Genomic DNA, 12,423 nt, shown 5'->3' on the forward strand with positions numbered 1-12,423 from the left:
AACCTGAAATGAAAAACAGAATGCGCCGCAGCATGTTGTTTGTTCCCGGTGCTAATGCCGCAATGGTCAGTAATGCTTTTATTTATCAGGCTGATGCATTGATGTTTGATCTGGAAGACTCCGTCATCCTGCGTGAAAAAGATGCCGCCCGACGTTTGGTTTATCACGCCCTCCAACATCCGCTTTACCAAGATGTGGAAACCATCGTGCGTGTCAATGCATTGGACTCAGCTTACGGTTTGGCAGATTTGGAAGCTGTGGTGCGTGGTGGCGCGGATATCGTGCGTTTACCTAAAACAGATAACGCGAAAGATGTGGAAGATATGGCGCAAGAAATCAACCGTATCGAGGCGGAGTGTGGTCGTGAAGTGGGGAGCACCGGCTTGTTAGCCGCGATTGAGTCGGCGCAGGGCATTACTCAGGCATTGGCTATTGCACAAGCCTCTCCGCGTTTGATGGGGATCGCTTTGGGTGCAGAGGACTATGTTCGCAACTTGCGCACCGAACGTTCACCGGAGGGTATTGAACTGCTGTTTGCGCGCTGCTCAATTTTACAGGCCGCTCGCGCTGTCGGCATCCAAGCCTTCGATACCGTGTATTCCGATGCCAATAACGAAGCGGGTTTCTTGCAGGAAGCCGCCCTCATCAAGCAATTGGGATTTGATGGCAAATCACTGATTAACCCCCGCCAAATCGAGCTGTTACACAACCTCTATGCCCCGACCGAAAAAGAAGTTCGCCATGCACAAGCAGTTGTCGATGCCGCCGCAGCAGCAGAGGCCGAAGGGCGAGGTGTGGTTTCCCTGAACGGCAAGATGGTGGATAGCCCAGTGATTGAGCGGGCGCGGTTGGTTTTACAACGTGCGGTCAGTGGCCTGCGTGAGGAATAAGAGATGAATAGGCAACAACGAGTAGAAAGTCTAAGTCATTGTCAGGATAACAGCCCGGCATATCACCTGTATCAGAACACTTCTAAAGCCAATTTACAGGCGCAGAAACCTCGCAACATCAAGATTTGTGATTCTTTGGAAAGCGCAATCCGCCGCTCTGGATTGCAAGATGGTATGACCATCTCGTTTCACCATGCTTTCCGGGCTGGTGATTTAACCTTGAATTTGGTGATGAATGCCATTGCTGCTATGGGATTCAAAAATCTGCGGTTGGCTTCCAGTTCCCTCAGCGATTGCCACTCGCCGTTAGTTGAGCATATCCGAAATGGTGTGGTGAGTGAGATTTATACCTCTGGTATGCGCGGGCCTCTGGCTGAGGAAGTGTCACGCGGGTTATTGGCGAAACCGGTTCAGGTTCATTCCCACGGCGGTCGCGTTAATTTAATCGAGTCTGGTGAGTTGACCATTGATGTCGCCTTTATTGGGGTGCCAGCTTGTGACGAGTTCGGAAATACCAATGGTTTCAGTGGTAATGCCTGCTGCGGTTCTCTGGGCTATGCCCGGGTCGATGCTGAATATGCCGATTGTGTGGTGCTGCTGACTGAAGCGCTGGTGGCCTATCCTCATCACCCGGCCAGCATCACTCAGGATCAGGTTGACTTGATTGTTCAAGTGGAGCAGGTGGGTGATGCCGACAAGATTGGCGCTGATACCACCCGTATGACCTCCAATCCCCGCGAGTTACTGATTGCTCGGCGTGCGGCTGACGTGATTGCCGGGTCAGGATACTTTGTCGATGGTTTTTCATTACAGACCGGCACCGGCGGGGCGTCGTTGGCAGTGACACGTTTCCTTGAGGACAAAATGTTACGGCGTAATATTACCGCCGCTTTTGCCCTCGGTGGTATCACCTCAACCATGGTGGAACTGCATGAAAAAGGGCTAATCACCAAGCTGCTGGATGTACAAAGTTTTGACCGGCAGGCCGCGTCCTCTCTGGCACGAAACCCACGTCATATTGAAATTAGTGCGAATCAATACGCCAACTTCAGTTCGAAAGGTGCATCTGTTGACCGGTTGGATGTGGTGGTGCTCAGTGCCTTGGAAATTGACACCGGTTTTAACGTCAATGTGCTGACCGGTTCGGACGGGGTATTGCGCGGCGCTTCTGGTGGTCATTGCGATACCGCAGTTGCTGCCCGGTTGTCGATCATTGTCGCGCCATTGGTGCGTGGACGTATTCCAACCTTGGTCAATGAAGTGACAACCTGTGTGACGCCGGGTTCCAGTGTGGACATTCTTGTGACCGATCACGGGATTGCAGTAAATCCAGCACGACCAGAATTGGCCGAGCGCTTGCAACAAGCCGGTTTGCCGGTGGTGACCATTGATTGGCTCTATCAACGGGCTTTGATTCTGACTGGTGCGCCAAAACCCATCAAATTTACTGATCGTGTGGTGGCGGTAGTGCGTTACCGCGACGGTTCGGTGATTGACGTTGTTCATCAGATTCAGGAGTAGATGATGAATACTCTTTCCCCCACATTAGCGGCCAACCGGCCCATCAGTTTACCGGAGCTGCTTACCAGCCGTGAATCCCGTCAAACCAGACAACAACTCTGGCTGGCCCGCCATCAGGTTACGTTAATTTCACTCACGCTGGTGGCCCCCGGTGCGGTGAAAGATAACCCCTTGACCCGCAAGTTATTTGCTCTGGCGTGGCATGCCATTACGGCACTGAGCCAACAGCAATGTTGGCCGGTTATACAGCAAGAAGTTTTCCCGCTACCAACCGGTTGTGAGGGGCTGATTGCGGTCGATTTGCCCGCCGAGCAAGTGAAAGATGCCGCGTTGTTACTTGAGTTAAAGCACCCACAGGGCCGGTTATGGGATATCGATGTGCTTGATATTTCTGGGCGAATTTTATCGCGCCGTGATGTGGGTTTGGCACCACGCCGCTGTTTGCTGTGCCACCGTCCAGCCAATGTTTGTGCTCGGGCGCAAACCCACAGCATTGATGAATTACTGGCTCAGATGGAGTTGATGCTCAATGCCACAACTGCAACCCACTGACTACAGCGTGGCTCAACAGCCACTGGCTTGGTCTGAGCCCGCCATCGCACCGGATTTTGCGCAACAATCTGACTTTATACAACATTATGGCGCATTGGCTTACCGGGCGATGCTGGCTGAAGTGAATTTGACACCGAAACCGGGCCTGGTTGACCGGGTTAACTGTGGCGCACATCAGGATATGGCGCTGCTCGATTTTTACCACAGCGCTGAGGCGATCGCTCCGTGGCTGCCACGTTTTATCGAGCACGGCATTCACCAGTGTGATTTATCCGGACAGGCGGCACTGAACAGCTTGCGACCGCTGGGGCTAGCTTGCGAAAACAGCATGTTTAATGCCACTGGCGGGGTAAATACCCATAAAGGCAGCGTTTTTTCTTTGGGATTAATTTGCTGTGCACTTGGGCGGTTGAAAGCGCGTGCTGAGCCGATAAGCGCTGAAGCCATTTGTCAGGAAGCTGCCACATTATGCCGAGGGTTAACTGAGCGCGAACTGCGCCAATCAAATCCTCAACAAACGGCGGGTCAGCGTCTGTTTTATCACCATGGTTTGAGTGGTGCCCGTGGTGAGGCTGAATCCGGTTTCGCCACCGTATTGACCCATGCTTTACCCGCGTACCGGCGCTTATTAGCCGACGGGGCGCAACCCGACCATGCCTTATTGCATACCTTGCTGATTTTGATGTCCGTCAATCGAGATACCAATGTGGTTTCCCGTGGCGGAATGGCCGGGTTGCGATGGCTACAACAACAGGCGGCAGAGATTCTGTCTTCACTCTCACCGGCAGGGATGCGTGAGCCTCTCAGCCAGTGGCGGGTGCGAGTGTTTGACGCCCAATGCATCGCCCGCAACCTGAGCCCCGGCGGCAGTGCTGACCTGCTGATCCTGACCTGGTTTCTGGCGCAGTTCCCTCATCATCTCCCTCACAAAAATAATAACGGTGTTATAGGAGTGTCTTTATGTTGAAGTCGCAAGAGAAATTATGGAAAGCGCTCGCGCCTTTTGTGGTGCTGGCTGTTCTGCTGTTAATCCCGACTCCGGAAGGGATGCCACCTCAAGCCTGGCGCTATTTTGCGATTTTTGTCGCCATGATTGTCGGGATGATTTTAGAGCCGATTCCGGCGACGGCGATAAGCTTTATTGCCGTGACGATTTGCGTATTGAGCTCTGACTGGGTGTTATTCAGTGCCGCAGAAGTGGCTGATACCAGCTTTAATGGCGGCAAAGAATCACTGAAATGGGGGCTGGCTGGATTCTCCAGTACCACGGTCTGGCTGGTCTTCGGGGCATTCATTTTTGCACTCGGCTATGAAGCCACCGGCTTGGGGCGTCGAATTGCTTTGTTCATGGTGAAGTTCATGGGCAAACGCACACTGACACTGGGTTATGCCATTGTTATCATTGATATTCTATTAGCGCCTTTTACACCGTCAAATACGGCACGTACCGGTGGTACGGTATTCCCGGTGGTCAAAAACTTGCCTCCTCTGTTTGATTCATTCCCCAACGACCCATCATCACGGCGTATTGGCGGTTATTTGATGTGGATGATGGTGATCGGCACCAGTATCAGCTCCTCGATGTTTGTTACTGGCGCGGCTCCTAACGTGCTGGGTATTGAATTCGTCAATAAAATTGCTGGCGTTCATATCGGCTGGATGCAGTGGTTCCTGGCGTTTCTGCCCGTGGGTTTAATTTTGCTGATTGTCGCGCCTTGGCTCTCTTATGTGCTGTATAAACCCGGTGTCACCAAAAGTGATGAAGTGGCGGCATGGGCGCAAACGGCCCTCACCGAGATGGGGGGACTGACTCGTAAAGAAGCTATCTTGATTGGTTTAGTGCTGTTGAGCTTGTGTCTATGGGTATTTGGCGGCAAGTTTATTGATGCGACCGCGGTAGGTTTGCTGGCGGTATCTCTGATGCTGGCTCTGCATGTGGTGTCATGGCGGGATATCACCAAATACTCCAGCGCCTGGAACACATTGGTCAATCTGGCTACCTTGGTGGTGATGGCTAATGGACTGACTCGCTCCGGCTTTATTGATTGGTTCGCCACCACTATGAGCACCCATCTTGATGGCTTCTCACCGAATATGACGGTGGTGGCATTGGTGCTGGTGTTCTATTTCTCTCACTATTTGTTCGCCAGTTTGTCTGCCCATACGGCGACCATGCTGCCGGTTATTTTGGCAGTAGGTAAAGGATTGACTGGTGTCCCGATGGAGCATTTATCTATGCTGTTGGTGTTGTCCATTGGGATAATGGGAGTTCTGACACCTTATGCTACAGGCCCTGGGGTGATTATCTATGGCTGCGGTTATGTGAAATCAAAAGATTACTGGCGACTGGGTGGAATCATGGGGGTGTTCTACATCTCCATGCTGCTGCTGGTGGGCTGGCCAATCATGAGCATGTGGTATTGATTTAAACGTTTGACTTTAATTGTTATGAGGCGGGCCAGTCAGCGGCCCGCTTTCGTTAACTGCGTATCAACCGTTGTGAACGCCAAAGACTCTAGGCAACCACAGCGAAATCTCCGGAACATAAGTGACCAGCATCAACACCAGAAGCAGCGCGCCGTAAAACGGCAGCATTGCCTTCACCACCTGCTCGATTTTCTGTTTACTCACCGCGCTGGCAACAAACAGCACTGAACCGACTGGTGGTGTTATCAAGCCAATCCCCAGATTGATCAGCATAATCATGCCGAAGTGCACCGGATCAATACCTAATGAATTCGTTACCGGCATCAATACTGGCGTCAGGATTAAAATCAGCGGTGCCATGTCCATCAAGGTGCCAATCATCAGCAACATGATATTGATGCACATCAGAATGACATATTTATTATCCGAAACTGAGGTAAAGAATTCAGTGATACGTTCCGGTAATTGCATGTAGGTCATGATGGCACCAAAACTGGCAGCAAAACCGATCAAAATCATCACGATAGTGACGGTTTTTACCGTGCGATACATCAGTTTTGGCAATTCTGACCATTTATAATCGCGGTAGATAAACATGGTGACAAAAAATGACCATAAACACGCAATAGCAGCAGATTCCGTGGCAGTAAACACCCCTGAAAGAATGCCGCCCATGATGATGACTACCGTCATCAGTCCCCACAGAGTATCGAGAAAGATTTTGAGCGCTTGCCGAAACGGTACCCGCTCACCTTTAGGATAACCGCGCTTATAGGCGAAGCCGACACACATTAACATCAAGGTAAAACTGAGCAGCAAGCCCGGCAGAATGCCGGCGATAAACAGGGCCGCAATAGAGACTGTGCCGCCGGTTGCCAGTGAGTAAATCACCGAGTTATGGCTGGGAGGCGTCAATATTGCCTGCACCGAACCACTCGCCGTCACGGCCGCAGCAAAATCACGTGGATAACCTTTTTTATCCATTTCCGGGATCATTACTGAACCAATCGAGGCGGTATCTGCCACTGATGAACCCGAGATTGCGCCAAAAAATGTTGAGGCCACAATATTGACCAGGGACAGGCCACCGCGAATAAAACCGACGAAGATATAGGCGAAATTCACCAGCCGCCGTGCTATTCCGCCTTCCGCCATAATGGCGCCAGCCAGAATAAAGAATGGGATAGCCAATAATGAAAATTTGTTTACCCCGCTGGTGATTTGGATCATTACCGCTTCCAGTGGTAAATCAATCCAAAATGCGCCGGCTATGGCGCTCAGACCCACGGCATAGGCAACCGGTACACCAATTGCCAACAAAATTGCCAGGGTAAAAACTAGAATAAATGCATCCATAAGGCAAAATTCCCCAAATTATGAATTACCAATCATGACGACCGGGCGGTGGGTCTGCGGGCCAAAAAATAGGCGCTCAAGAATAAAGCACAGGGTAATAGCAGAGCCGATAGGCAGTGGGAGATAAGTTTGCCCGGCGGTTAATAATGGGAACTCAGCCACCGGTTGTGACCAAAGCTCGCTACATAAGATGTAGCTATACATCAGAATAAACAGGCTGATGACTATCATCAGTAAATCGACCATGAACAGACAAACTTTTTTACCTGTTACTGAAAGGCGATCGGTAACCATACTGACTGCAATATGTGAACCCGAGCGATAACTGGCAGCAGCGCCAACAAAGGTAAATGTCACCATGCATAAAATAGCGACAGGTTCAGGCCAAGATAAGCCATCGTTTTGAATATAACGGGCGAATATCCCCATAGGGATAACTGCAACCATAATAATTAAAGCAATACCAGCTACCCAGATTGACAGGCGATATAAAGCATCCATCGTTGATAGATAAAAGCGAGCCATAGCGGTGACCTCAGTTTACCCTTGATCCTTGACGTTGCAGCACTATGAGCTGCACTGGCTGCAACGTCAGTGATTTTGGGTATATATGTCAGCGGTATTAACGTCATTAATACCGCCAGAATAGTGTTATTCGACAGCGCTGATTTGTTTTATGAGGTCCTGATAATCTTTGCCAAACTCATCGCGTACCGGCTGGGTGGCCTTGTAATAATAATCACGGTCAATCTCATGATATTGCACACCACCGGCTTTCATCTTGTCATGCGATTGCTGTACGTAGGCTTGCCATAATACGCGCTGTTCGGCCTGCGCTTCTTTGGCCAGTTTTAGAATGGTTTGTTGATCTTCGGGGGATAATTTATCCCACTTGGTTTTAGAATAAAGGAACAGTTCCGGAATAATAAAGTGGCCACTCAAGGTATAGTTTTTCACGACGGGCAGATAATTATGAGCAACAAAGGTCGGTTCGTTATTTTCAGTACCATCAATAACCCCAGTTTGCATGCCACTGAACACTTCACTCACTCCCATGCTCAGAGAGTTCGCCCCCATTGCTTTTAACGTAGCCAGTGCAATTGGGCTGCCCTGAACACGAATTTTCATGCCCTTGAGGTCTTCCGGTTTAATTACAGGTTGCTTGGTTATCAGGTTACGGGTCCCGGAATCCATCCAGCCAAGGAAGACTAATTTTGAGTCTTTGTTGTTAGTGATTTTATCACCAATTTCCTGGCCAACTTTGCCATCAAGCACTTTATGTAAGTGATCTTCATCGCGGAACATATAAGGCAGGGTAAAGACACTGATCTCCGGTAAAATAGAGGCCACCGGCGTCATCGAAACACGAATAATATCAATAGCTCCCATTTGAGCCTGTTCGATCATTTGTTTCTCATCACCCAATACCCCTCCAGGGAAGGTTTTAATTTCCAAACGCCCATCAGTGGCCGTCTTAAGTTTGTCGCCCATATTCTTAACCGCGACAACATTGGGGTAATCCTTGGGATGAACATCGGCGGCTTTAATTTGTTGTGCAGATGCTATTTGGCTAAATAATATGGCAGAGATAGCTAGACACAGTGTTGGCAAAGGCTTAGGGAATTTCATTCAATCATCTCCAGAAGTCACTATACCCTCGTTACTTGAAGCTGCAGCGTTGTTAGCTGAAACTTCAACTATCTGGGTATAGCAAATAGATAAAAGGCATCATTTCTAATAGTGGAATCGCTATATCAATGTATATAAAAGGGTTATTCCTTTATCCCTATGACATTCAACCTAGCGGTTTATATTCGCTATTAAATTGACCATTATCACAGAAAAAGAAATGTCAGGAACCGCGTTTCAATAATTGTGAAGTGGCATTTCATTGGTGGTTAAAACTCAGTGAAAATGTGATTAATGGCAGACTTTGCAGGTACTCAATAGGGAATAACCGGTTGCTGCTAAAAAGGGAGGGATACAGATATTGTGGCAATGCGGGTTAACAACTACTATAAATGCCCATGAATTAATATGATTAGGATAGCGCGTGACGTCGGTATTTATTCGTAACTTTACCTTTACCGCACTGCCAGCCAGCGGTTTGAATGGGCAGCCACTGTTTCACGGACTTTTGGCTAAATGTGATTTTGATGTCAATGAATACCGGGATGAGCTATTTGCTGTTTATGGCATTGCGTTTCCAGGTAATCTGCAAAAAGCAGTCGCTAAACGGCGTGCTGAATATTTGGCAGGTCGCTTTGTCGCCCGACAAGTACTCAATATGCTGGAAATCCGTGACTATCCATTGGCAAATGGGATCGACCGTGCGCCACAGTGGCCAACCGGGTTGATTGGGAGTATCAGCCATAATAATCAACGTGCTTTATGCACAGCGCAAATAATAACGCCTGTAGTGGAACTTACAGCAGTAAAGCACCGTATTCATGGTGTTGGTTTGGATATCGAAAGTTTAATTTCTGCCGAAAGAGCCGAAAACTTATGGCCGGGTATTCTCAGTGAAGAAGAGCGTCATTATTTTCAAGCCAGCCCATTGCCCTTCAATCAGTTGCTCACATTAGCTTTTTCAGCCAAAGAGAGTTTATTTAAGGCCGTTTTCCCCCAGTTAGGGCGCTATTTTGATTTTCTTGAAGCTCGATTGCTAAGTTATTCATTAGAGACGGGGCGTTTCGAATTACAATTATTACGCCAACTCAGTGATGATTTTCCTGAAGGACGTCGTTTTATTGGATGTTTTACACTCAATGACACTGATATCCAAACATTTATTGCTTACTAATCACCCTGTTGCTGATCGTCGTAATGATTTTTAATCTTTTTAAGTTGGAAAATTTGGTTGAGATAGACTAAATATTTAGCAACCAGCCATATTTATTGATAGGACATCATGAAATATATAGTGTTATTGGTCTTTATCTTGTGTATAGCCTATGTGCATTTTCGCGGAAAGGTTCGTTATAAATTCTGGCGTCAACTTTCAGATCATTCGACATTCGTCTCGCCAATCAATGTTTTCATGTACTTATTTTCGCGGGTACCGACAACACCTTATTTAAAGCAGGATTTGTTCCCCGAACTGGTCGTTTTGCGCGATAACTGGTTACAAATTAAGGAGGAGGGCAAAGCATTAATGGCCATCCAGCAAATAAAAGCGTCGGATAAATATAATGATGCCGGTTTTAACTCTTTCTTTAAAACGGGTTGGAAGCGTTTTTATTTGAAATGGTATGAAGACAGTCATCCATCGGCAATGACACTGTGCCCCTATACCACCTCACTATTACGGGGACTGCCTTCAGTGAAAGCCGCCATGTTTGCTGAATTACCGGACGGCAGCCGTTTACCTCGTCACCGCGATCCTTATGCGGGCTCTTTGCGTTATCACTTGGGTTTAATAACGCCGAATGACGATCGCTGTTTTATTGACGTGGATGGCACCACTTACAGCTGGCGCGATGGCGAAGGAATATTATTTGATGAAACCTATATTCACTACGCTGAAAATCAAAGCGGGCAGAACCGACTTATTTTGTTTTGCGACATTGAGCGACCAATGCGTTATCGCTGGGCGCAATGGATTAATCATTGGTTGGGGCGTAATCTGATGACTGCAGCCACGGCACCTAATGAAGAAGGGGATCGTACCGGGGGTGTTAATAGAGCATTTAAATATATTTATGCGGTGCGCAAAGTCGGTAAACGGCTGAAAGCCTGGAATCGCAGAGTTTACTATCTGATCAAATGGCTATTATTTGGCGGTATTGCCGTATTGATTTTCTATGCATTGTAGCTTTTACACGTAATTATTGGGCCTGACTGAATTGCAACAGGCTTCTCTAATATGGCTTCCCTGACTGGAGTCGCCTTATCTCGTGACAGCGGCAGACATGATTAACGGAACGTTGAGAGCCGGCCACGCTAGACGCTGATCGATCCCGTTAAATTCATGCCACACAGTTATCAGGGCCTGCAACCTAGTGCAGCCTCAAAAATTACAGGTATAATCCTACAAATTATTCAACTGGTTTAGAAACGAAGATGACAAAACTCACCTTACAAGAGCAGATGTTAAAAGCTGGATTAGTGACCAGCAAAAAAATGGCTAAAGTGCAAAGAACGGCTAAGAAATCACGAGTGCAGGCTCGTGAGGCAAGAGAGGCGGTGGAAGAAAATAAAAAGGCTCAACTTGAGCGTGATAAACAGCTAAGTGAACAACAAAAACAAGCCGCTCTATCTAAAGAGTATAAAGCTCAGGTGAAGCAGCTCATTGAAATGAACAGAATCGACATTTCAAAAGGCGATATTGGTTTTAATTTTACAGATAATAATTTAATTAAAAAAATAATGGTGGATAAGCTGACTCAAGCTCAATTGATTAGTGGTCGTCTCGCCATTGCTCGTTTGGTTGCTGATAACAGTGGCGAAAGTGCATACGCTATTATCCCCGCGAGTGTCGCTGATAAAATTGCGCAGCGAGATGCGAATAGTATTGTATTAAATAGTGCGCTTAGTCAGAAAGAGCAAGATGAAGAAGATCCGTATGCCGATTTTAAAGTGCCTGACGATTTGATGTGGTAATTATCGTTTTGCAGATATTTATATATGAAAAGTCCCTCAGGGCTTTTCATATATATTTTATGCTCAACCTGTTCAGGGAAAAACATTAGCGTAGTCACCCATTTGGGCTGATCACCATAGTTTAAAAATAAATCGTTCGCTTTCAGAACGGGCAGGTACTACGGGCGTTGATCCACTCTTTGCTGATGGGATGAACAAAATGTAACTCACTGGCGTGCAGCATCAGCCGCGGCGTCAGTTCGGTACCTGGCAGCAGGCGACCGCCATACAGGTCGCAGCCCCAAATAGGGTGGCCCAACTGTTGGCAGTGGATGCGCAGTTGATGGGTGCGCCCGGTCTCTGGGGTTAGCTGCACCCGTGTCAACGGCTGTAACGTCTTATCTTCCAACTCGTGATAGAAGCGCTCAACCACCTGATAACGGGAGCGAGCGGGCTTGCCGTGGATGGCGCAAATTGACATCAACGGAAACAGCGCCGGGTCTTTGGCTATCGCAGCGTCTATTACCCCTTCGTTGTCGTCCAGATGCCCGCAGAGCACTGCGCTGTATACTTTGGTTACTGTGCGCTGGCTGAACTGCTGGCAGAGGGCGGCATTGATAGCCTTATTGCGGGCAATCACCATTAGCCCGGAAGTACCGAAATCAAGGCGGTGGACCAAGGTGCAGCCGGGGAATATCTGTACCAATCGATGGTGCACTGAATCAAGATTTTGCGGATTTTTCCCTGAGAGGCTGAGCAACCCGGTGGGTTTATTGATAAGCACCAGATGATCGTCTTGATAGAGCGTCTCTATCTTGTCATGGCAGGGCGGGGCAATAAAGGTATCGAAAATCGTAGACATCAGGCTGCCCGGAGGGAGGGTGGGAGCGGATAATAACGAATTTTCAGCCAACTGGCGAATTTGGCTGAGCGAGGTATCAACCTTTATTGAAATGGTTGGAGTAATGAGAACAAATCTTACATGCCTGTTTGTGTTGTTAGGGGAGCCGTTAATGGTGCATCGGCAAAACTATGTGGTGTAAATATTAAAAAATTGATTTAGTGCTGAGACTTTCAGTTTATCAGTGCTAATGAA

12 protein-coding genes are annotated in these 12,423 nt (G+C 48.1%); 8 read left to right on the top strand and 4 right to left on the bottom strand.

Annotation, left to right across the window (positions count from 1 at the left end; translation table 11 throughout):
• Positions 1-8 precede the first annotated feature (8 nt).
• Genes DJ58_RS01270 through DJ58_RS01250 form a run of 5 tightly spaced genes read left to right on the top strand, consistent with a single transcriptional unit; the run spans position 9 to position 5,387 of the window.
• Positions 9-890 (top strand): aldolase/citrate lyase family protein, encoded by an 882-nt coding sequence (locus tag DJ58_RS01270; protein ID WP_004710339.1) that lies wholly within the window; start codon positions 9-11, stop codon positions 888-890.
• Positions 891-893: 3 nt separating this feature from the next.
• Positions 894-2,411, top strand: coding sequence for a citrate lyase subunit alpha (gene citF / locus DJ58_RS01265; protein WP_004710341.1), 1,518 nt, complete (start codon positions 894-896; stop codon positions 2,409-2,411).
• Between the two features lie 3 nt (positions 2,412-2,414).
• On the top strand, positions 2,415-2,963 hold the full coding sequence (gene citX / locus DJ58_RS01260; RefSeq protein ID WP_032911429.1) for a citrate lyase holo-[acyl-carrier protein] synthase: 549 nt from the start codon (positions 2,415-2,417) through the stop codon (positions 2,961-2,963).
• Positions 2,941-3,930, top strand: coding sequence for a triphosphoribosyl-dephospho-CoA synthase CitG (citG, locus tag DJ58_RS01255; RefSeq protein ID WP_080544653.1), 990 nt, complete (start codon positions 2,941-2,943; stop codon positions 3,928-3,930). Before citX ends, citG begins: the two co-directional genes overlap by 23 nt.
• Complete coding sequence (locus DJ58_RS01250; RefSeq protein WP_032911431.1) at positions 3,924-5,387, top strand: anion permease; 1,464 nt, start codon at positions 3,924-3,926, stop codon at positions 5,385-5,387. Before citG ends, DJ58_RS01250 begins: the two co-directional genes overlap by 7 nt.
• A gap of 66 nt (positions 5,388-5,453) precedes the next feature.
• On the opposite strand, the gene DJ58_RS01245 is transcribed toward DJ58_RS01250, so the two are convergent.
• From DJ58_RS01245 to DJ58_RS01235, 3 genes are all read right to left on the bottom strand, one after another.
• Positions 5,454-6,746, bottom strand: a complete 1,293-nt coding sequence (locus tag DJ58_RS01245; protein ID WP_004710348.1) for a TRAP transporter large permease — start codon at positions 6,744-6,746, stop codon at positions 5,454-5,456.
• A gap of 18 nt (positions 6,747-6,764) precedes the next feature.
• The gene (locus tag DJ58_RS01240; protein WP_004710350.1) at positions 6,765-7,271 is read right to left on the bottom strand and encodes a TRAP transporter small permease; all 507 of its coding nucleotides are present in this window, start codon (positions 7,269-7,271) and stop codon (positions 6,765-6,767) included.
• A 126-nt stretch (positions 7,272-7,397) separates the two neighbouring features.
• A complete protein-coding gene (locus tag DJ58_RS01235; RefSeq protein WP_004710351.1) occupies positions 7,398-8,375 on the bottom strand; it encodes a TRAP transporter substrate-binding protein in 978 nt (325 codons plus the stop codon).
• A gap of 424 nt (positions 8,376-8,799) precedes the next feature.
• Here DJ58_RS01235 and DJ58_RS01230 point away from each other — a divergent pair, with 424 nt between their 5' ends.
• From DJ58_RS01230 to DJ58_RS01220, 3 genes are all read left to right on the top strand, one after another.
• Positions 8,800-9,549 (top strand): 4'-phosphopantetheinyl transferase family protein, encoded by a 750-nt coding sequence (locus DJ58_RS01230; protein WP_004710353.1) that lies wholly within the window; start codon positions 8,800-8,802, stop codon positions 9,547-9,549.
• Positions 9,550-9,657: 108 nt separating this feature from the next.
• Positions 9,658-10,560: a lipid A hydroxylase LpxO gene (gene lpxO, locus DJ58_RS01225; protein WP_032911433.1), complete on the top strand. Its 903-nt coding sequence runs from the start codon at positions 9,658-9,660 to the stop codon at positions 10,558-10,560.
• A gap of 248 nt (positions 10,561-10,808) precedes the next feature.
• The gene (locus DJ58_RS01220; protein ID WP_032913285.1) at positions 10,809-11,348 is read left to right on the top strand and encodes a DUF2058 domain-containing protein; all 540 of its coding nucleotides are present in this window, start codon (positions 10,809-10,811) and stop codon (positions 11,346-11,348) included.
• A gap of 142 nt (positions 11,349-11,490) precedes the next feature.
• Here the strand turns inward: DJ58_RS01220 and DJ58_RS01215 are convergent, their stop codons facing one another.
• Complete coding sequence (locus DJ58_RS01215; RefSeq protein WP_032911435.1) at positions 11,491-12,189, bottom strand: RluA family pseudouridine synthase; 699 nt, start codon at positions 12,187-12,189, stop codon at positions 11,491-11,493.
• Positions 12,190-12,423 lie beyond the last annotated feature (234 nt).

The sequence above is a fragment of the Yersinia frederiksenii ATCC 33641 genome (genome assembly GCF_000754805.1).
GTDB lineage: Bacteria > Pseudomonadota > Gammaproteobacteria > Enterobacterales > Enterobacteriaceae > Yersinia > Yersinia frederiksenii.

Excerpts from the sequence above, each read along its gene's own strand:
- DJ58_RS01270 (WP_004710339.1), top strand. The coding sequence starts at position 9 with ATGAAAAACAGAATGCGCCGCAGCATGTTGTTTGTTCCCGGTGCTAAT.
- citF (WP_004710341.1), top strand. The coding sequence starts at position 894 with ATGAATAGGCAACAACGAGTAGAAAGTCTAAGTCATTGTCAGGATAAC.
- citX (WP_032911429.1), top strand. The coding sequence starts at position 2,415 with ATGAATACTCTTTCCCCCACATTAGCGGCCAACCGGCCCATCAGTTTA.
- citG (WP_080544653.1), top strand. The coding sequence starts at position 2,941 with ATGCCACAACTGCAACCCACTGACTACAGCGTGGCTCAACAGCCACTG.
- DJ58_RS01250 (WP_032911431.1), top strand. The coding sequence starts at position 3,924 with ATGTTGAAGTCGCAAGAGAAATTATGGAAAGCGCTCGCGCCTTTTGTG.
- DJ58_RS01245 (WP_004710348.1), bottom strand. The coding sequence starts at position 6,746 with ATGGATGCATTTATTCTAGTTTTTACCCTGGCAATTTTGTTGGCAATT.
- DJ58_RS01240 (WP_004710350.1), bottom strand. The coding sequence starts at position 7,271 with ATGGCTCGCTTTTATCTATCAACGATGGATGCTTTATATCGCCTGTCA.
- DJ58_RS01235 (WP_004710351.1), bottom strand. The coding sequence starts at position 8,375 with ATGAAATTCCCTAAGCCTTTGCCAACACTGTGTCTAGCTATCTCTGCC.
- lpxO (WP_032911433.1), top strand. The coding sequence starts at position 9,658 with ATGAAATATATAGTGTTATTGGTCTTTATCTTGTGTATAGCCTATGTG.
- DJ58_RS01220 (WP_032913285.1), top strand. The coding sequence starts at position 10,809 with ATGACAAAACTCACCTTACAAGAGCAGATGTTAAAAGCTGGATTAGTG.
- DJ58_RS01215 (WP_032911435.1), bottom strand. The coding sequence starts at position 12,189 with ATGTCTACGATTTTCGATACCTTTATTGCCCCGCCCTGCCATGACAAG.